The 18,149-nt window shown below is 51.1% G+C and carries 18 protein-coding genes; 9 read left to right on the forward strand and 9 right to left on the reverse strand.

Features of this window, described 5'->3' with window-relative positions; genetic code table 11:
• Positions 1 to 3 precede the first annotated feature (3 nt).
• Positions 4 to 3,318, forward strand: coding sequence for a miniconductance mechanosensitive channel MscM (mscM, locus tag SK36_RS18730; protein WP_048222338.1), 3,315 nt, complete (start codon positions 4 to 6; stop codon positions 3,316 to 3,318).
• A gap of 49 nt (positions 3,319 to 3,367) precedes the next feature.
• Here the strand turns inward: mscM and yjeM are convergent, their stop codons facing one another.
• Both yjeM and epmA read right to left on the reverse strand, forming a co-directional pair.
• Complete coding sequence (gene yjeM / locus SK36_RS18735; protein ID WP_045438901.1) at positions 3,368 to 4,870, reverse strand: glutamate/gamma-aminobutyrate family transporter YjeM; 1,503 nt, start codon at positions 4,868 to 4,870, stop codon at positions 3,368 to 3,370.
• Positions 4,871 to 5,091: 221 nt separating this feature from the next.
• Positions 5,092 to 6,069 (reverse strand): elongation factor P--(R)-beta-lysine ligase, encoded by a 978-nt coding sequence (gene epmA / locus SK36_RS18740; RefSeq protein WP_045438899.1) that lies wholly within the window; start codon positions 6,067 to 6,069, stop codon positions 5,092 to 5,094.
• Positions 6,070 to 6,392: 323 nt separating this feature from the next.
• Here epmA and frdA point away from each other — a divergent pair, with 323 nt between their 5' ends.
• From frdA to frdD, 4 genes are read left to right on the forward strand one after another with little or no spacing between them, the layout of a single operon-like run.
• Positions 6,393 to 8,183: a fumarate reductase (quinol) flavoprotein subunit gene (frdA, locus tag SK36_RS18745; RefSeq protein WP_045438896.1), complete on the forward strand. Its 1,791-nt coding sequence runs from the start codon at positions 6,393 to 6,395 to the stop codon at positions 8,181 to 8,183.
• Complete coding sequence (gene frdB, locus SK36_RS18750; RefSeq protein WP_045438893.1) at positions 8,176 to 8,910, forward strand: fumarate reductase iron-sulfur protein; 735 nt, start codon at positions 8,176 to 8,178, stop codon at positions 8,908 to 8,910. Before frdA ends, frdB begins: the two co-directional genes overlap by 8 nt.
• A 10-nt stretch (positions 8,911 to 8,920) precedes the next feature.
• A complete protein-coding gene (frdC, locus tag SK36_RS18755; protein WP_045438890.1) occupies positions 8,921 to 9,316 on the forward strand; it encodes a fumarate reductase subunit FrdC in 396 nt (131 codons plus the stop codon).
• 10 nt (positions 9,317 to 9,326) lie between these two features.
• Positions 9,327 to 9,686 carry a fumarate reductase subunit FrdD gene (gene frdD, locus SK36_RS18760; protein WP_045438887.1) on the forward strand — a complete coding sequence of 120 codons (360 nt, stop codon included), beginning with the start codon at positions 9,327 to 9,329 and terminating at the stop codon, positions 9,684 to 9,686.
• 41 nt (positions 9,687 to 9,727) lie between these two features.
• On the opposite strand, the gene ampR is transcribed toward frdD, so the two are convergent.
• The gene (gene ampR, locus SK36_RS18765) at positions 9,728 to 10,600 is read right to left on the reverse strand and encodes a LysR family transcriptional regulator AmpR (RefSeq protein WP_370637011.1); all 873 of its coding nucleotides are present in this window, start codon (positions 10,598 to 10,600) and stop codon (positions 9,728 to 9,730) included.
• Between the two features lie 134 nt (positions 10,601 to 10,734).
• On the opposite strand from ampR, the gene blaCMY reads away from it, so the two are divergent.
• Together blaCMY and SK36_RS18775 are read left to right on the forward strand one after the other, a co-directional pair.
• Positions 10,735 to 11,880 carry a CMY-2 family class C beta-lactamase gene (blaCMY, locus tag SK36_RS18770; protein ID WP_048222344.1) on the forward strand — a complete coding sequence of 382 codons (1,146 nt, stop codon included), beginning with the start codon at positions 10,735 to 10,737 and terminating at the stop codon, positions 11,878 to 11,880.
• A gap of 94 nt (positions 11,881 to 11,974) precedes the next feature.
• Positions 11,975 to 12,508, forward strand: coding sequence for a lipocalin family protein (locus SK36_RS18775; RefSeq protein WP_045438873.1), 534 nt, complete (start codon positions 11,975 to 11,977; stop codon positions 12,506 to 12,508).
• On the opposite strand, the gene sugE is transcribed toward SK36_RS18775, so the two are convergent.
• On the reverse strand, positions 12,505 to 12,822 hold the full coding sequence (gene sugE, locus SK36_RS18780) for a quaternary ammonium compound efflux SMR transporter SugE (protein WP_045438872.1): 318 nt from the start codon (positions 12,820 to 12,822) through the stop codon (positions 12,505 to 12,507). The genes SK36_RS18775 and sugE overlap by 4 nt on opposite strands.
• Before the next feature lie 256 nt (positions 12,823 to 13,078).
• Here sugE and SK36_RS18785 point away from each other — a divergent pair, with 256 nt between their 5' ends.
• Positions 13,079 to 13,678: a helix-turn-helix transcriptional regulator gene (locus SK36_RS18785; RefSeq protein ID WP_045438869.1), complete on the forward strand. Its 600-nt coding sequence runs from the start codon at positions 13,079 to 13,081 to the stop codon at positions 13,676 to 13,678.
• A gap of 30 nt (positions 13,679 to 13,708) precedes the next feature.
• Here SK36_RS18785 and ecnB read toward each other — a convergent pair whose 3' ends face one another.
• The 3 genes from ecnB to efp form a co-directional block, all read right to left on the reverse strand.
• Positions 13,709 to 13,855, reverse strand: a complete 147-nt coding sequence (gene ecnB, locus SK36_RS18790) for a lipoprotein toxin entericidin B (protein ID WP_003025482.1) — start codon at positions 13,853 to 13,855, stop codon at positions 13,709 to 13,711.
• Positions 13,856 to 13,962: 107 nt separating this feature from the next.
• The gene (gene ecnA / locus SK36_RS18795; RefSeq protein WP_045438864.1) at positions 13,963 to 14,097 is read right to left on the reverse strand and encodes a lipoprotein antitoxin entericidin A; all 135 of its coding nucleotides are present in this window, start codon (positions 14,095 to 14,097) and stop codon (positions 13,963 to 13,965) included.
• Positions 14,098 to 14,154: 57 nt separating this feature from the next.
• Positions 14,155 to 14,721: an elongation factor P gene (efp, locus tag SK36_RS18800; RefSeq protein ID WP_005120972.1), complete on the reverse strand. Its 567-nt coding sequence runs from the start codon at positions 14,719 to 14,721 to the stop codon at positions 14,155 to 14,157.
• Positions 14,722 to 14,762: 41 nt separating this feature from the next.
• Between efp and epmB the strand changes: the two genes are divergently transcribed.
• Positions 14,763 to 15,791, forward strand: a complete 1,029-nt coding sequence (gene epmB, locus SK36_RS18805) for an EF-P beta-lysylation protein EpmB (RefSeq protein WP_045438859.1) — start codon at positions 14,763 to 14,765, stop codon at positions 15,789 to 15,791.
• Between the two features lie 99 nt (positions 15,792 to 15,890).
• On the opposite strand, the gene SK36_RS18810 is transcribed toward epmB, so the two are convergent.
• Complete coding sequence (locus SK36_RS18810) at positions 15,891 to 16,244, reverse strand: DUF4156 domain-containing protein (protein ID WP_045438856.1); 354 nt, start codon at positions 16,242 to 16,244, stop codon at positions 15,891 to 15,893.
• 252 nt (positions 16,245 to 16,496) lie between these two features.
• Complete coding sequence (gene groL, locus SK36_RS18815) at positions 16,497 to 18,143, reverse strand: chaperonin GroEL (RefSeq protein ID WP_045438854.1); 1,647 nt, start codon at positions 18,141 to 18,143, stop codon at positions 16,497 to 16,499.
• Between the last annotated feature and the right edge of the window lie 6 nt (positions 18,144 to 18,149).

Below are 18,149 nucleotides of genomic sequence, written 5' to 3' on the forward strand. Positions count from 1 at the left end.
GCTGTGCGCCTGATTATCACTTTACTGATGGCCTGGTGCCTCAGCCTGGGGGCGCACTCTGCGACGGCCCCCGATGCCAAACAAATCACTCAGGAACTGGAGCAGGCCAAAGCGGCTAAGCCCGCTCAGCCAGAAGCCGTTGAGGCGCTCCAGTCCGCGCTGAATGCCCTTGAGGAGCGTAAAGGCTCCCTTGAGCGTGCCGAACAGTATCAGCAGGTTATTGATAACTTCCCCAAACTGTCCGCAACGTTACGCGCGCAGCTTAGCAATCTGCGTGACGAACCGCGCAGCGTGCCGACTGGCCTGACTACTGATGCGTTAAACCAGGAGATCCTCCAGGTCAGCAGCCAGTTGTTGGAAAAAAGCCGCCAGGCCCAGCAGGAACAAGATCGCGCACGCGAAATCGCCGACTCATTAAGCCAGCTTCCGCAACAGCAAACCGATGCGCGCCGTCAGTTAAATGATATTGAGCGACGTCTGGGGGCAGCCAGCAGCAACTCTCCACTGAATCAGGCGATGCAGGCTGAATCGGCCAAACTCAAAGCCCAGGTCGATGAGCTGGAACTGGCACAGCTTTCCGCGAACAACCGCCAGGAACTGGCGCGCATGCGCTCCGAACTGGCAGAAAAACAGAGCCAACAACTCGACGCGTACCTGCAGGCATTACGTAATCAACTCAATAGTCAGCGTCAGCGTGAAGCCGAGCGGGCGCTGGAAAGCACCGAACTACTGGCAGAGAACAGTGCGGGGCTGCCAGAAGGCATTGTTGACCAGTTCAAGGTTAACCGTGAGCTGTCTCAGGCCTTAAACCAGCAGGCGCAGCGTATGGACCTGGTCGCCTCTCAACAGCGGCAGGCCACCAGCCAAACGCTGCAGGTGCGACAGGCATTAAATACGTTGCGGGAGCAGTCACAGTGGCTTGGTGCCTCGAATATGCTGGGAGAAGCCCTGCGCGCGCAAGTCTCCCGCCTGCCAGAAATGCCTAAGCCTCAACAGCTAGATACAGAAATGGCGCAACTTCGCGTACACCGAATGCGCTATGAAGATCTCCTTAATAAACAGCCGCAGTTGCGCCAGATCCATCAGGCCGATGGACAACCACTTACCGCAGAGCAAGAGCGTATCCTCAACGCCCAACTGCGTACTCAGCGTGAACTACTGAACTCCCTGTTACAGGGCGGCGATACGCTGATCCTCGAATTGACCAAGCTGAAAGTCTCCAACAGCCAACTGGAAGATGCGCTGAAAGAGGTCAATGAGGCAACTCACCGCTATCTGTTCTGGACGTCTGACGTCAGCCCAATATCACTTTCCTGGCCTGTCGACTTAGTCCAGGATCTGCGTCGTCTTATCTCATTAGACACGTTTAATCAACTTGGCAAAGCCAGCATTATGATGTTGACCAGCAAGGAAACGCTGCTGCCGCTTTTCGCAGCGCTGGTGTTGGTTGGGTTTAGCCTCTATTCGCGTAAGCACTTCACTCGCTTTCTCGAACGATCGTCAGCGCGGGTGGGAAAAGTAACCCAGGATCATTTTTGGCTGACGTTGCGCACAGTGTTTTGGTCGATACTCGTCGCTTCCCCATTGCCGGTACTGTGGGCAACTCTGGGTTATGGTTTGCAGGAAGCCTGGCCCTATCCTCTGGCCGTCGCGATAGGCGATGGCGTTACAGCAACGGTACCAATGCTGTGGGTAGTGATGATTTGCGCTACCTTCGCACGCCCTAACGGTTTGTTCATTGCCCACTTTGGCTGGCCGCGTAACCGTGTCGCTAAGGCAATGCACTATTACCTGATGAGCATCGGACTGATTGTCCCGCTCATCATGGCGGTGATCATGTTTGATAATCTCAATGACCGGGAATTCTCCGCCTCTCTGGGGCGCCTGTGCTTTATTTTGATTTGTGGGGCACTGGCGCTCGTGACCCTGAGTCTGAAACGCGCCGGAATACCGTTATATCTCGATAAAGAGGGCAACGGTGACAACATGGTCAACAGTATGCTGTGGAATATGCTGATGGGCGCACCACTCATTGCGATTCTCGCGGCTGCCGTAGGCTACCTGGCAACGGCGCAAGCACTGCTGGCTCGTCTGGAAACATCTGTAGCTATCTGGTTCTTATTGTTGGTGATTTATCACGTCATTCGCCGCTGGATGCTGATTCAGCGCCGCCGTCTGGCATTCGATCGCGCCAAACATCGACGGGCAGAAATGCTGGCACAACGCGCACGTGGCGAAGAAGAACCGCCGCATTCCACCAGCCTTGAAGGGGCGATTGATGTCGATGAAAGCGAAGTGGACCTTGACGCTATCAGCGCACAATCACTGCGCCTGGTACGTTCTATCCTGATGCTGATCGCCCTGCTTTCGGTTATCGTGCTGTGGTCAGAAATTCACTCTGCCTTCGGCTTCCTGGAGAACATCTCATTATGGGATGTCACCTCCACGGTACAAGGCGTAGAAAGCTTAGAGCCGATAACGCTGGGCGCGGTATTAATTGCGATTCTGGTGTTTATCATCACCACTCAGTTAGTACGTAACTTGCCCGCGCTGCTGGAGTTGGCACTGTTACAGCATCTGGATTTAACACCCGGCACGGGTTATGCCATCACCACCATTACCAAATACCTGCTGATGCTGATTGGTGGCCTGGTTGGCTTCTCAATGATTGGTATTGAGTGGTCCAAACTGCAATGGCTGGTTGCCGCGCTCGGTGTGGGGTTGGGTTTCGGTTTGCAGGAGATCTTCGCCAACTTTATTTCCGGCCTGATCATCCTGTTTGAAAAACCCATCCGCATTGGCGATACGGTGACAATTCGCGATCTTACCGGTAGCGTGACGAAAATTAACACCCGCGCCACCACAATCAGCGACTGGGACCGTAAAGAAATCATCGTGCCCAACAAAGCGTTCATCACCGAACAGTTCATCAACTGGTCGCTATCCGACTCGGTCACTCGTGTGGTGTTAACTATTCCGGCACCGTCGGAGGCCAACAGCGAGGAGGTCACGCAAATCCTGCTTACCGCCGCGCATCGCTGTTCGCTGGTTATCGACACCCCGGCACCGGAAGTCTTCCTGGTTGATCTTCAGCAAGGGATTCAGATCTTCGAATTGCGTATCTATGCCGCAGAAATGGGGCACCGCATGCCATTGCGCCATGAGATCCATCAGTTGATTCTGGCGGGCTTCCGTGAGCATGGCATTGATATGCCATTCCCACCATTCCAGATGCGTCTGGAAAGCCTGAATGGTAAGCAAACAGGGAGAACGTTAAGTTCTGCGGGCAGAGGCAGTCGTCCGGCAGGAAGCTTGTAATGGGTGTCTTGCCGGATGGCAGCGCTAACGCGTCTATCCGGCAAGATGATTACTCAGCCGCCCACTCTGGCTCACAGGCCATGCGACGACTGTAGTTCTGATAAATCGCCATGGCCAGCAGTGAGAAGAATATCGGGCCACCTATCATCCACAGCGCACTATTCCAGTCTCCGGCTTCAATCACTGGCTGGATGATGGTAAATACGTTGGCAAACGTTACCACCAGCACCACCACGCTCGTTGCCAGCAACGTTGCGGCCCGGGTTTTAAAAATCACAAACGGCCTTTCCAGCCCCTCACGGGATTTAAAGAAAGGGAAAGCCAGTGCAAGGAACAGATACGGCAACGTCATTGATACGTTCGCCATCAGCGTCAGTTTGTTATAAAACGCGGAAGCAGTATCGCCACCAAATGAAACCAACAGAATAAACAGGCTCACCAGCAGACACTGCATCCACATTGCCATCGTCGGCATACCCATGGTATTGAGCTTCGTCATTGGCGCAGGCCACAATGCTTTTGGCGTTCCCTGAATAATTGCTTTCAATGGCGAGTAGCTGAGCGTAAAGAAAGCACCGGTATAAGCGAGGAACATGGAAAGCCCAGTGATACGCGCAAACCAAATGCCCATGGTCATCGCAGATTCAGGAGACAAATGCAATGCATTACCCAATGTCACCCCCAGACTTTTCATCAGGATATAAGTAATATTGCCAAGGTTAACCGAGCTATTACTTAATACCTGCTGCCAGTTGGTGCTAACGCCCCATAAAAATATGGCCAGCGAATAACCAATTGAAATCACTATTGCGGCAAAAACAATTCCTTTTGCAAAATTCTTTTCTGGTTTATCCGTTTTATCAACCAGCCCACCCACAGCTTCAATTCCACCATAAGCAAAAATAGCAAATACAACAAATGACAACATGGCCAGACCGGACTGATATCCCGGATTAGGTGAGGAGACAAAATTAATATCCTGCGCAAAGTGACCACCTGTTAATAACAAAATAGCGATACTCGCTAACAACAAAACTAAATTAAGACACATTACGGCAATTCCGCCCACAGCCGTAATACGGGCAATTTTATTAATACCTTTGGAAGCGACACCCGTCACCAAAATCATCCAGCCTACGGCGAGCAACCCAACAACCTGCGTTGGCTCAAGTCCCGCGATACGCCATTGCTGCGTCATATCTGCGCCGAATAAAAAGGTGGAAAAAGGCACCCAGACTTTTGCCGCGGTGCTCACCATCCAAATCACATAAGAGGAGAACCACATAAACGTACCGATAAACGCATAGCGCGGTCCAACGCTATTATTCATCCACGAATAGATCCCCCCTTCTTCTTTACGATAGGCAGATCCCATTTCCGCCATCATTAAGGCAAATGGAATAAAGAATAATAATGCAGAAAATACATACCATGGAATGGCGCTATAACCCATTAAATAAAAAGCTGAAGGGCTATTTGCAAATCCGAAAACTGACGTGAATATCATAAGGATGAGGCCTGACAGGCTCATCTTCTTTATTGTTTGGGTCATTAAACTATCCCTTACTCTGGAACGCGCAGGTTAAACCGCGTCCACATGTTTACACTGTCCTCCAGGCGGAGGTCAGCCATCAAAAAATCAAACCAGAATTGATACCTGAATAACGGCAAATATCCAGATTTAAACTGTGTCTATAAAGATGAAATTGAAAAAAAAAGCTACAAAATGGCGCATTACGCGCCATTTATTTTACTGCGGGGAGATTTTCAGATTCACGCCCTATCGACGGTAAAGGCGATAACATCGGCCAGGCTATCAGCACCCAGCGCCAGCATCACCAGACGATCAACCCCAAGCGCCACACCGGAACAATCCGGCATACCGACCTTGAGCGCTTCAAGCAGGTTGTTGTCGATTGGCTGCTGCGGCAAGCCACGAGCGGCACGTTTGCGATTATCCTGCTCGAAGCGTTGCTGCTGCTCACGCGCATCGGTCAGCTCATGGAAACCATTCGCCAGTTCAATACCCTTGTAGTAAACCTCAAAACGTTCAGCAACGCGGTGATCTTCGGTACTAATTTGTGCCAGCGATGCCTGGCTGGCCGGGAAGTGATACACAAACGCCGGTTTGTCTTTCCCAATATGTGGCTCAACCCCCATCGTAAACAGCAACTGTAACAGGGTATCCCGGTCTTCTTCAGTATCAGCGATGTTGCTGAGATCCAATTTAGCCGCCACTTCACGCAATTGGGTCTTATCCGCTGACAGTGGATCGATTTCCAGATGACGCTGGAAGGCTTGCTGGTATGAGAGGCTTTCCGCAGGGGAACAATCCAGCACTTGCTGGAGTAAATCATCCACTTCATTCATCAGGCGATACATGTCGTAATGGGGACGATACCACTCGAGCATGGTGAATTCAGGGTTGTGATGACGTCCCATCTCTTCATTACGAAAGCTTCTGCACAGTTGATATACCGGGCCGCATCCTGCCACCAGCAGGCGCTTCATATGGTATTCCGGGCTGGTCATTAAATAGAGGTTCATCCCCTGAGAATGTCCAGGGCCAACGAAACGCGTTTCGAACGGGAACAGGTGAATGTCCGTAACCGTCGCCTGACTCATACAAGGTGTCTCAACCTCAAGCACGCCACGATCGGCAAAAAAGCGACGAATCTCCGCTATAATTGCAGCTCGTTTTAACAGATTGGGGATGGACGCGCTCGGCTGCCAGGTTGCCGTTTCGCTCATGGTTATTTCTCCGATTTAAGACAAGGGCACGAAGTCTACTCGTATCGCGTTAGCGAGACAAATTTCACGCGGGAATAATAAACACTGGCTGGCGGGTAAAAAAAGCAACATTGGGTGGTTTAGTAATTAAATTAATCAAATTCAATGATAATTCAGCCCTCTGATACGCTAAAAAAATCGAACACGTCAAATTTCCCTCACATCCCTAAGACTATACTATTGTACCTATAAAGGAGCAGTGGAAACGCGTTCATAACCTGTCTGAATCAGATTAAGCATCTGATTCAGACAGGGATGAAATAACAACAATCTGGAGGAATGTCGTGCAAACCTTTCAAGCCGATCTTGCCATTATAGGCGCCGGTGGCGCGGGATTACGTGCTGCAATTGCTGCTGCGCAAGCAAATCCCAACGCTAAAATCGCACTGATCTCAAAAGTGTACCCAATGCGCAGCCATACCGTTGCTGCCGAAGGCGGCTCTGCTGCTGTCGCGCAGGATCATGACAGCTTTGACTACCATTTTCACGATACGGTAGCAGGCGGAGACTGGCTGTGTGAGCAGGATGTCGTGGATTACTTTGTCCACCACTGCCCAACTGAAATGACGCAACTGGAACAATGGGGTTGCCCATGGAGCCGCCGTGAAGACGGTAGCGTCAACGTACGTCGCTTCGGCGGCATGAAAATTGAGCGTACCTGGTTTGCCGCGGATAAAACCGGCTTCCATATGCTGCATACTCTGTTCCAAACTTCTTTGCAGTTCCCTCAAATTCAGCGTTTTGACGAACATTTCGTTCTGGATATCCTGGTTGATGACGGTCATGTTCGCGGCCTGGTTGCCATGAACATGATGGAAGGCACTCTGGTACAAATCCGTGCTAACGCAGTGGTGATGGCAACGGGCGGCGCAGGCCGTGTATACCGTTACAACACCAACGGCGGCATCGTAACTGGTGACGGTATGGGTATGGCGCTGAACCACGGCGTTCCGCTGCGCGATATGGAGTTCGTTCAGTATCACCCGACTGGTCTGCCAGGATCCGGTATCCTGATGACCGAAGGCTGCCGTGGTGAAGGCGGTATTCTGGTCAACAAAGATGGCTACCGTTATCTGCAGGACTACGGCATGGGCCCGGAAACTCCGCTGGGTGAGCCGAAGAACAAATATATGGAACTGGGTCCGCGCGACAAAGTTTCTCAGGCTTTCTGGCATGAATGGCGCAAAGGCAACACTATCTCCACTCCGCGTGGCGATGTCGTTCACCTCGACCTGCGTCACCTCGGCGAGAAAAAACTGCTCGAACGCTTACCGTTTATCTGCGAACTGGCGAAAGCCTACGTGGGTGTCGATCCGGTAAAAGAACCGATCCCGGTACGTCCGACCGCACACTACACCATGGGCGGTATCGAAACCGATCAGAACTGCGAAACTCGCATTAAAGGTCTGTTCGCTGTCGGTGAATGTTCATCTGTAGGTCTGCATGGTGCTAACCGTCTGGGCTCTAACTCCCTGGCTGAACTGGTGGTCTTTGGTCGTCTGGCCGGTGAACAAGCGATGGAACGTGCGTCTACAGCGAGCACCGCTAACGATGCAGCACTGAATGCGCAGGTTGCCTCCGTTGAACAACGTCTGAAAGATCTGGTTAACCAAGAAGGTAACGAGAACTGGTCGAAGATCCGCGACGAAATGGGCATCTCCATGGAAGAAGGTTGCGGTATCTACCGTACACCAGAACTCATGCAGAAAACCGTTGATAAGCTGGCTGAACTGCAGGAACGCTTCAAACGCGTACGTATCACCGACACTTCCAGCGTCTTCAACACTGACCTGCTGTACACCATCGAACTGGGTCATGGTCTGAACGTTGCTGAATGTATGGCGCACTCTGCTCTGGCGCGTAAAGAATCACGCGGCGCGCATCAGCGTCTGGATGAAGGCTGCACCGAGCGTGACGACGTCAACTTCCTTAAACATACCCTCGCCTTCCGCGATGCTGATGGCACAACTCGCCTGGAATACAGCGACGTGAAAATCACCACTCTGCCGCCAGCTAAACGTATGTACGGTGGCGAAGCGGAAGCAGCCGATAAGAAGGAGAAGGCGAATGGCTGAGATGAAAAACCTGAAAGTTGAGGTGGTGCGCTATAACCCGGAAGTGGACACCGCACCGCACAGTGCTTTCTATGAAGTTCCTTATGATGAAACAACGTCACTGCTGGATGCGTTGAACTACATCAAAGATAACCTGGCACCGGACCTGAGCTATCGCTGGTCTTGCCGTATGGCTATCTGCGGCTCCTGCGGCATGATGGTCAACAACGTGCCTAAACTGGCGTGCAAAACCTTCCTGCGTGAATACACCAACGGCATGAAGATTGAAGCGCTGGCTAACTTCCCGATTGAACGCGATCTGGTCGTCGATATGACGCACTTTATCGAAAGTCTGGAAGCTATCAAGCCGTACATCATTGGTAACCCGCGTACACCGGATCAGGGTCCAAACACCCAGACTCCGGCACAGATGGCGAAGTATCATCAGTTCTCCGGTTGCATCAACTGTGGTCTGTGCTACGCAGCGTGCCCGCAGTTCGGCCTGAACCCTGAGTTCATTGGACCGGCCGCGATTACGCTGGCACATCGTTATAACGAAGATAGCCGCGACCACGGTAAGAAGGAGCGTATGGCTCAGTTGAACAGCCCGAACGGCGTTTGGACCTGTACTTTCGTGGGCTATTGCTCCGAAGTCTGCCCGAAACACGTCGATCCGGCTGCGGCCATTCAGCAGGGTAAAGTAGAAAGTTCAAAAGACTTTCTTATCGCAACCCTGAAACCACGCTAAGGAGTGCAAGATGACGACTAAACGCAAACCCTATGTGCGGCCAATGACGTCCACCTGGTGGAAAAAGCTGCCATTTTATCGCTTTTACATGCTGCGCGAAGGTACAGCGGTTCCGGCAGTCTGGTTCAGTATTGAACTGATTTTCGGTCTGTTTGCTCTCAAGCATGGTGCTGAATCCTGGATGGGCTTTGTCGGCTTTTTGCAAAACCCGGTAGTGGTGATCCTCAATCTGGTTGTTCTGGCAGCAGCGCTGTTGCATACCAAAACCTGGTTTGAACTGGCACCGAAAGCTGCCAACATCATCGTAAAAGACGAAAAAATGGGGCCGGAGCCGATCATCAAAGGTCTCTGGGTAGTTACTGCGGTTGCGACCGTAGTCATTCTGTATGTTGCCCTGTACTGGTAAGGAGTCCGGGATGATTAATCCAAATCCAAAACGCTCTGACGAACCCGTATTTTGGGGCCTGTTCGGTGCAGGTGGTATGTGGGGCGCAATCATTGCGCCGGTAGTGGTTCTGCTGGTTGGCATTATGCTGCCGCTGGGGCTTTTCCCGGGCGATGCGCTGAGCTATGAGCGCGTGCTGGCATTTGCCCAGAGCTTCATCGGACGGGCATTTCTGTTCCTGATGATCGTTCTGCCGCTGTGGTGCGGTTTACACCGTATGCACCATGCCATGCATGACCTGAAAATCCACGTGCCAGCTGGCAAGTGGGTATTCTACGGTCTGGCTGCAATCCTGACGGTAGTAACAGCGATCGGTATTCTGACTATCTAATCGCATGCGTGACTTATCAGGCCCGCCACTGGCGGGCCTTTTTATTTGTGCACAACACCGGTTAACCAACGGGAAAACTCGCACATGGCAGGCGTCTCCGGGCGGGATTGTAAACGCGTTATCCAGTAACTCCCCAGATCAATCTGCGTTGAAAACGGCTGTACTATACGTTCACTGTTCAGCAAATGAGTGAACATTCTTACGGGGGCAATAGCAACGCCCATCCCTGCCTGCGCCGCTTCCAGCATCGTGACAGACGAATCAAACACTATCACGTTATGCGTTGGTGAAGGGGGAAGTTCCCCCGCAGCCTGCATCCAAAGGGCCCATTCATCACGGCGGTAAGATCGTAATAGCGGAAATTTCAGGACATCCGTAGGGACCTGAATCTGAGATGCCAATTCAGGTGAGCAAAGCGGAGACATCGGGGCACTACATAAGTATTGCGCATCAGTATCGTGCCAGGCACCACCACCGTAGCGAATAGTGTAATCCAGTCCCTCAGCGGCAGGATCCACGCGATTATTGTGGGTGGAAAGATGCAAATCAATATGCGGGCAACTCCGCTTAAAATCGGCCAGTAAAGGAAAAAGGCAACCAACCGCAAAGGTACCCACCACACCAATCTTAAGCTTTTCCTGGATCTGATTGCGGGCAAAACGGTCCAGCGTCCCCGCAATACGATCAAAAGAGTCATTAAGTACAGGTAACAGACTTTCACCTTCTGTTGTCAGCATCAACCCCCGTGAAACTCGAACAAAAAGCTGACAATTTAGTTGTTTCTCCAGCGCTTTCACATGCTGGCTGATGGCGGAATGCGTAACGTTCAGCTCAATCGCTGCGCGGGTAAAACTGAGATGTCTGGCGGCCGCTTCAAAAGCCCGCAGCGAATTAAGTGGGATATAGCTACGCATGGTCATTGTTCCCGTTAGAAAAACTTATATCTGCTGCTAAATTTAACCGTTTGTCAACACAGTACAAATCAAACAAACTGAGCGCGTCTGATGGGCCCGGACACCCTTTCGCTTTTTATTACGGAAATAATTTCATGATGAAAAAATCGTTATGCTGTGTGCTGCTACTGACAGCATCTTTCTCAACGCTTGCCGCCTCGAAAACAGAACAACAGATTACCGATATCGTTAATCGCACCATCACACCACTGATGAAAGAACAAGCGATTCCGGGTATGGCCGTGGCAATCATCTACCAGGGAAAACCGTATTATTTTACCTGGGGTAAAGCTGATATTGCCAATAATCGCCCTGTTACACAGCAAACGCTGTTTGAACTCGGATCGGTCAGTAAAACCTTCAATGGTGTGCTGGGTGGCGACGCTATCGCTCGCGGTGAAATCAAACTTAACGATCCAGTCACCCGATACTGGCCCGAACTGACAGGCAAACAGTGGCAGGGTATCAGCTTGCTGCACCTGGCTACTTACACAGCAGGTGGCCTGCCGCTTCAAATACCCGACGAAGTGACTGATAAGGCCGCATTGCTGCACTTCTATCAAAACTGGCAGCCACAATGGGCTCCGGGAGCTAAGCGTCTCTACGCCAACTCCAGTATTGGCCTGTTTGGCGCACTGGCTGTAAAACCTTCGGGAATGGGTTATGAAGAGGCGATGATCAACCGCATCCTACAACCATTAAAACTAAAGCATACCTGGATTACTGTTCCTCAGAGTGAGCAAAAGGATTACGCATGGGGCTATCGCGAAGGCAAGCCCGTGCATGTTTCTCCGGGTCAACTTGATGCCGAAGCGTATGGTGTAAAATCCAGTATTATGGATATGGCTCGCTGGGTTCAGGTCAATATGGACGCCAGCCACGTGCAGGAGAAAACCCTCCAACAGGGCATCGAGCTTGCGCAGTCACGTTACTGGCGTATTGGCGAGATGTACCAGGGGTTAGGCTGGGAGATGCTGAACTGGCCAGTGAAAGCCGACATAGTTATCAACGGCAGCGACAGCAAAGTCGCTTTGGCTGCGCTTCCGGCCGTTGAGGTAAACCCACCCGCACCTGTAGTAAAAGCCTCGTGGGTACATAAAACGGGTTCGACTGGCGGATTTGGTAGCTATGTTGCCTTCATCCCGAAAAAAAATCTTGGCATCGTGATGCTGGCAAACAAAAGTTATCCTAACCCTGCCCGCGTAGATGCTGCCTGGCGCATCCTCGAAAAACTGCAATAACTGAGTTTGAGGTCCGAATCTTCGGGCCTCCTTTCTTCCTCTACTTTTCCTGCCGTCATCTACACTTAACAAAAAATACAGCAAGGAAAATCCCATGCGCATTCTGCCTGTCGTTGCTGCGGTCGCGGCTGCATTTCTGGTTGTTGCTTGCAGTACCCCCACTCCGCCAAAAGGCGTTACCGTTGTGAACAACTTTGATGCCAAACGCTATCTCGGAACCTGGTATGAAATCGCGCGCTTCGACCATCGTTTTGAGCGAGGGCTGGATAAAGTCACCGCGACCTACAGTTTGCGTGATGATGGTGGTATCAACGTGATCAACAAGGGCTACAACGCAGACCGGGGTATGTGGCAAAAAACGGAAGGTAAAGCTTATTTTACCGGGGAACCTTCACGTGCCGCACTCAAAGTCTCATTCTTCGGCCCGTTTTACGGAGGGTATAACGTAATTGCTCTCGACAGAGAGTATCGGCATGCGCTGGTCTGTGGTCCGGATCGCGACTACCTGTGGATCCTTTCGCGTACCCCTACTATTTCAGATGAGATGAAACAGCAGATGCTGGCAATCGCAACCCGAGAAGGGTTCGATGTGAATAAACTGATTTGGGTAAAACAACCTGGCGCTTAATGGGTGCTGAGCTTCAGACCAACAATTCCGGCAACAATCAACCCAAGACTCAACAAACGCGCCGGGCTGGCGGATTCACCGAGTAACAGAATACCGGTAATAGCAGCCCCCACCGCACCAATACCGGTCCAGACGGCATAGGCCGTCCCAACCGGCAGTGTTCTCATCGCCCACGAAAGCATGGCGATACTGACGATCATTGCCACCACGGTAATGATGCTCGGCGTCAGGCGGGTAAAACTATGGGTATACTTCAAGCCAATCGCCCATACAACTTCGAGCAGTCCAGCAATGAGTAAAATGATCCAGGACATATAAGGCTCCAGAACAATGGGGCCGTCCCCGGTGAAAGAAGCGTTTGCAGGCCGTCCTGCAAAGCAGAAGTATGAAAAGGCATTTTTGCCTGAGAGAAAATGAATTTCAACCTTTTTATTAACCGCCTACTTAAAGCAAGAATTAAGCACAATTAGCAGCGTAGTTCGCGCATTTGGCTCACATTGGATTTCTCTATGATGAAGGGCTTTCTGAATTCAGGAAGCCGTGTGCCCCTCTTCTGAATGCGAAAAGTTTATGCTTAAAATTTTAGTGATTGACCGATGCCACTACACCCGTACAGGGTTAGAGGCTTTGCTCAATCATTCTGGGATGTTCAACTCTTCATTTCTGGTGTCAGGAATTAATAATCTCCTGCTGGCAAAAGAGCATATTTTGCAGTGGAAGCCACATCTGGTGATCGCCGATTTATACAGTTTTCTCAGCGATGCTCATTCCAGTCCGCCGATAGCACCTTTTTTTATGAGTTGTGGCATGATCCCCCTGATCCTGCTGCGACCAGGAGATCGAGAGCACATACCCGCCCACAACCCTCAATATTCAGTCCACTCGGTATTATCCAAACGCGCCACGCTGGCCGAATTGTCAGACAACATTCAGGATGCATTACATGTTCGCCCCACGTTAGAGACAGCAAAAAACGTTACACCATTGCTTACGCCGCAGGAGGAAAAAGTATTGTCGATGTGGATGGATGGCGTGGGTAACAATGAGATAGCAGCAGCACTTTGTATTCATGGCAAGACGGTCTACACCTATAAACGCAATATCCGAATGAAACTGCATTTGGGAAACCGTTTCTCACCGTTTCTGTCACTGCCGGAGAAAATGAATTAACGGTACGACACAACGTCGTACCGTTCATGGTTATTGCTGGGCTTTGGTCGCTGCACCAGAAATGGCACTACCACCTTCAGAAATATCCTGCCCTACGCCTCGCGTGGTATTACACGCGGTTAATACAGAAGAAAGTACCAACACAGAAAAGATCGCAGCAATTGTCTTTTTAACCATAACGTCTTCCTTTTCTAGCCAATATTGTTTGTGTATAGCTACTTAATGATAGACAAGATCCGAAAGGTTGACGGATAAACGGGCGTTTTTAAGACAATATGAGAAGATCAGCTAGCGGCGTGAGAGATTGAATTACCAAGGTGTTTGATATCTTCACCGAAGCCACGCGCAGTGTTACAGCCCGTCAGGAGAGTGCTGGTGAAAAGGATGAACATTACAAGACCGAGAAGACGTTTCATCATTCCTGCCCTGGAAAAAGTATGGCGCAGCAATCTGCGCCATAGATCAAATAGGATGTATTACTTAACGCGGGAAACGTATTCGCCTGAACGCGTATCCACTTTGATCACTTCGCCGATCTGTACGAACAGCGGAACTTTAACTACAGCACCAGTGGACAGAGTAGCCGGTTTGCCACCAGTACCTGCGGTGTCGCCTTTCAGACCTGGATCAGTTTCGATGATTTCCAGCTCAACGAAGTTCGGCGGGGTCACAGAGATAGGCTGACCATTCCACAGGGTCACGATGCACTCAGCCTGATCCAGCAACCATTTAGCGCTGTCACCTACCGCTTTCGCGTCAGCTGCAAGCTGTTCGAAAGTAGAGTTGTTCATGAAATGGTAGAATTCACCATCGTTGTACAGGTAAGTCAGGTTCATATCTACAACGTCTGCGCCTTCAGCGGAGTCAGTAGATTTGAAAGTTTTCTCTACACGAGTACCGGTCAGCAGACGGCGCAGCTTAACGCGCGCGAAAGCCTGGCCTTTACCCGGTTTAACGAATTCACTGGCTTCAACCGCATAAGGTTCGCCGTCCATCATGATTTTAAGACCGGCACGAAAATCGTTGCTATAGTAAGTCGCCATAAGGCCCTCTGAAAATTGTTAACTGGTAGCTAAGCCACAAAATGGCGCATATTGTAACCCTAAACACCCCATCCAGAGAAGATTGGTTAGTACAACTTGCCGATGTTCTCACCGATCCGGATGAACTATTACGTCTTTTGAATATAGACGCTGATGAAAACTTGCTCGCAGGTCGCGAGGCAAAACGTCTTTTTGCTCTACGCGTACCGCGATCGTTTATCGCTCGTATGGAGAAAGGTAACCCCAACGATCCCCTGCTGCGTCAGGTACTCACCTCACAGGATGAATTCGTCGCCGCACCTGGATTCTCTACTGACCCGCTGGATGAACAACACAGCGTCGTGCCAGGATTGCTGCATAAATACCGCAATCGGGCGTTACTGCTGGTAAAAGGCGGCTGCGCGGTAAACTGCCGCTACTGTTTCCGTCGCCATTTCCCTTATGCCGATAATCAAGGGAATAAGCGTAACTGGCAGGTCGCATTAGATTACATCGCCACCCACCCGGAACTCGATGAAATTATCTTTTCTGGTGGCGATCCGCTAATGGCCAAGGATCATGAACTGGACTGGTTGCTAACGCAACTGGAAGCCATTTCGCATATAAAACGTCTGCGTATTCACAGCCGTCTGCCGATTGTTATCCCGGCACGTATCACGGAAAAGCTGGCAACCCGGTTCGAACAATCACGTCTGCAAGTTCTGCTGGTAAATCATATTAACCACGCTAACGAAATCGATGAAGAATTTCGTCAGGCGATGACCCGATTGCGCAAAGCGAACGTCACGCTGCTCAACCAAAGCGTATTGTTGCGTGGTGTAAATGATAACGCGCAAACGCTGGCCGATCTCAGCAATGCGCTGTTTGATGCGGGAGTGATGCCTTATTATCTGCACGTACTGGATAAGGTACAGGGAGCTGCCCACTTTATAGTCAGTGACGATGAAGCGCGGCAAATCATGCGCGAACTGTTGACGCTGGTGTCAGGTTATATGGTGCCCAAACTGGCACGCGAAATTGGCGGGGAGCCAAGCAAGACACCGCTGGATTTGCAATTACGACAAAACTGATAATACCCGTCGAGGCTTCGCTTATCAGGCCTACGGTCACTTGCACCTGTAGGCCTGATAAGACGCTTTAGCGTCGCCATCCGGCAACGCCAGCGTTTATCAGTTAGGGCACTTATAAACCTGACCAATCATCTCACTGGCAGTCGGGACAAAACTGGATAGCATCCCTTGCGATGGGCTGCTGACACCATAAATCACGTTACCGCCCATTGCCGCAGCCTGATTACGCAGGTCATTTGCCGCACCGCGCATAGAGCCACCTTCTTCGCCATGCTGACCAGAAAGCCAGTTGCTTTGTTTACCGGTCGCAGTACCAACCAGTTGACACTCTGCGCCAGGCTTCTCTTCGACAAAGCGTACGCTTTGTCCGGCTGAACTCAGTTCGTTGCTGGAGCTACAACCCGCCATCAGTAGCGCGGCACCAACGATCCCTGCTAAATATTTCACGTGCATGTTATTCCCCATAATCAATGAGCTGGACCTTTTGTCCGTAGCTGAATCATATACTAAAAAGATGACCAAAAGAAAAACCCCCGGACATTTCTGTCTGGGGGTTTTTCATTTATGGGAGATGAACACCCAAATCATTCTGGTTGCAGCAAGGCGGCAAGTTTGTTTATCCCCAGGAGCTTACTAGAGTAAGCAACAGGGGTTAGCAAACGCAGCCAACACATCTGCAACCTGAAGGATGCAGGGTGTGGGCAATTACATCATGCCGCCCATTCCACCCATGCCGCCCATTCCACCAGCAGCACCTAAGTCAGGTGCATCGCCTTTCGGCAGGTCGGTAACCATGCACTCGGTGGTGATCATCAGACCCGCAACAGAAGCCGCGTACTGCAGAGCAGAACGGGTTACTTTGGTCGGATCCAGGATACCCATGTCGATCATGTTGCCGTATTCTTCAGTTGCAGCGTTGTAACCGTAGTTACCGTCGCCTGCTTTCACAGTGTTAGCCACAACAGACGGCTCTTCACCGCAGTTCAGAACGATCTGACGCAGCGGAGCTTCCATTGCGCGCAGCGCAACTTTGATACCCACGTTCTGGTCTTCGTTCTGGCCACGCAGTTCGCTCAGTTTGGACGCTACGCGAATCAGCGCTACACCACCACCAGCAACAACACCTTCTTCTACCGCAGCACGGGTAGCGTGCAGGGCATCTTCAACGCGTGCTTTCTTCTCTTTCATTTCAACTTCGGTAGCAGCACCTACTTTGATAACTGCAACACCGCCTGCCAGTTTCGCTACGCGCTCCTGCAGTTTTTCACGGTCGTAGTCGGAAGTTGCTTCTTCGATCTGCTGGCGAATCTGAGTCACACGACCCTGGATTGCCGCTTCTTCACCCACGCCATCAATGATGGTGGTGGTGTCTTTGTTGATCACAACGCGTTTTGCCTGGCCCAGGTCTTCCAGGGTCGCTTTTTCCAGCTCCATACCGATCTCTTCAGAGATAACGGTACCACCAGTCAGAGTAGCGATATCCTGCAGCATCGCTTTACGGCGATCGCCGAAGCCAGGAGCTTTAACTGCAGCCACTTTCACGATACCACGCATGGTGTTCACAACCAGCGTAGCCAGCGCTTCGCCTTCAACATCTTCAGCGATGATCAGCAGCGGTTTGCCAGCTTTAGCAACGGCTTCCAGAACCGGCAGCATTTCGCGGATGTTGGAGATTTTCTTATCAGCCAGCAGGATGAACGGGCTTTCCAGCTCTACAGCACCTGTTTCCGGCTTGTTGATGAAGTAAGGGGACAGGTAGCCGCGGTCAAACTGCATACCTTCAACCACGTCCAGTTCGTCCTGCAGACCGGTACCGTCTTCAACGGTGATCACGCCTTCTTTACCGACTTTATCCATCGCTTCTGCGATCAGCTTACCTACGGTTTCGTCGGAGTTAGCGGAAATAGTACCAACCTGAGCAATAGCTTTAGAGTCGGAGCACGGTACGGACAGTGCTTTCAGCTCTTCAACCGCAGCAGCAACAGCTTTGTCGATACCACGTTTCAGATCCATCGGGTTCATACCCGCAGCAACAGCTTTCAGGCCTTCAGTGATGATAGACTGAGCCAGAACGGTCGCGGTGGTGGTACCGTCGCCTGCAGCGTCGTTCGCTTTAGAGGCAACTTCTTTCACCATCTGTGCGCCCATGTTTTCGAACTTGTCTTCCAGCTCGATTTCACGTGCTACAGAAACACCATCTTTAGTAATGGTTGGTGCACCGAAAGATTTATCCAGAACTACGTTACGACCTTTCGGGCCGAGGGTAACTTTCACTGCGTCTGCCAGTACGTTTACGCCGCGCAGCATTTTCACACGAGCGTCGTTACCGAATTTTACGTCTTTAGCTGCCATTTTCTC

This window comes from Citrobacter sp. MGH106 (assembly GCF_001037495.1).
Taxonomy (GTDB): Bacteria; Pseudomonadota; Gammaproteobacteria; order Enterobacterales; family Enterobacteriaceae; genus Citrobacter; species Citrobacter murliniae.

Coding starts and splice junctions, on each gene's coding strand:
- yjeM (WP_045438901.1), bottom strand. CDS start 4,870: ATGACCCAAACAATAAAGAAGATGAGCCTGTCAGGCCTCATCCTTATG.
- epmA (WP_045438899.1), bottom strand. CDS start 6,069: ATGAGCGAAACGGCAACCTGGCAGCCGAGCGCGTCCATCCCCAATCTG.
- frdB (WP_045438893.1), top strand. CDS start 8,176: ATGGCTGAGATGAAAAACCTGAAAGTTGAGGTGGTGCGCTATAACCCG.
- frdC (WP_045438890.1), top strand. CDS start 8,921: ATGACGACTAAACGCAAACCCTATGTGCGGCCAATGACGTCCACCTGG.
- frdD (WP_045438887.1), top strand. CDS start 9,327: ATGATTAATCCAAATCCAAAACGCTCTGACGAACCCGTATTTTGGGGC.
- ampR (WP_370637011.1), bottom strand. CDS start 10,600: ATGCGTAGCTATATCCCACTTAATTCGCTGCGGGCTTTTGAAGCGGCC.
- blaCMY (WP_048222344.1), top strand. CDS start 10,735: ATGATGAAAAAATCGTTATGCTGTGTGCTGCTACTGACAGCATCTTTC.
- SK36_RS18775 (WP_045438873.1), top strand. CDS start 11,975: ATGCGCATTCTGCCTGTCGTTGCTGCGGTCGCGGCTGCATTTCTGGTT.
- sugE (WP_045438872.1), bottom strand. CDS start 12,822: ATGTCCTGGATCATTTTACTCATTGCTGGACTGCTCGAAGTTGTATGG.
- SK36_RS18785 (WP_045438869.1), top strand. CDS start 13,079: ATGCTTAAAATTTTAGTGATTGACCGATGCCACTACACCCGTACAGGG.
- ecnB (WP_003025482.1), bottom strand. CDS start 13,855: ATGGTTAAAAAGACAATTGCTGCGATCTTTTCTGTGTTGGTACTTTCT.
- ecnA (WP_045438864.1), bottom strand. CDS start 14,097: ATGATGAAACGTCTTCTCGGTCTTGTAATGTTCATCCTTTTCACCAGC.
- efp (WP_005120972.1), bottom strand. CDS start 14,721: ATGGCGACTTACTATAGCAACGATTTTCGTGCCGGTCTTAAAATCATG.
- epmB (WP_045438859.1), top strand. CDS start 14,763: ATGGCGCATATTGTAACCCTAAACACCCCATCCAGAGAAGATTGGTTA.
- SK36_RS18810 (WP_045438856.1), bottom strand. CDS start 16,244: ATGCACGTGAAATATTTAGCAGGGATCGTTGGTGCCGCGCTACTGATG.
- groL (WP_045438854.1), bottom strand. CDS start 18,143: ATGGCAGCTAAAGACGTAAAATTCGGTAACGACGCTCGTGTGAAAATG.